The organism is Treponema sp. OMZ 840 (genome assembly GCF_050937815.1).
Lineage (GTDB): Bacteria > Spirochaetota > Spirochaetia > Treponematales > Treponemataceae > Treponema_C.
On record NZ_JACDIJ010000057.1, the window covers coordinates 1 to 286 of the forward strand.

The window sequence follows — 286 nt, forward strand, 5'->3', positions numbered from 1 at the left end:
CAATCCCGACCACAATCCCTCGCTTTTTTTCTTTTCCGCTGTTGCGGGCACTTGCGGAACGGGGTTTTGTGCACTTGCCGCCTGTTGTGTAATGTCCGATTCGTTTTGTACGGGAGGAACGGATGCAACTCCGCCCGTATTCGGCGAAGACGGACCTTGTACAGGTGCCGCATTTTCGTTTCCCGACTGTCCTACAGTATCAGCCGTTCCTCCCGTACCGCTTCCTCCCTGTGTGCCGCCCGGTGAAAGACCGATGTTAGCGCCGCCCTGTTGAACGGGCGGCGTG

Annotated in this window: 1 protein-coding gene; it reads right to left on the reverse strand. The window is 57.7% G+C overall.

Translation table 11 applies throughout. The features are described from left to right. Positions 1-286 (reverse strand): hypothetical protein (locus H0R92_RS14090; RefSeq protein WP_432966324.1); only part of this gene is annotated, 286 nt, incomplete at both ends.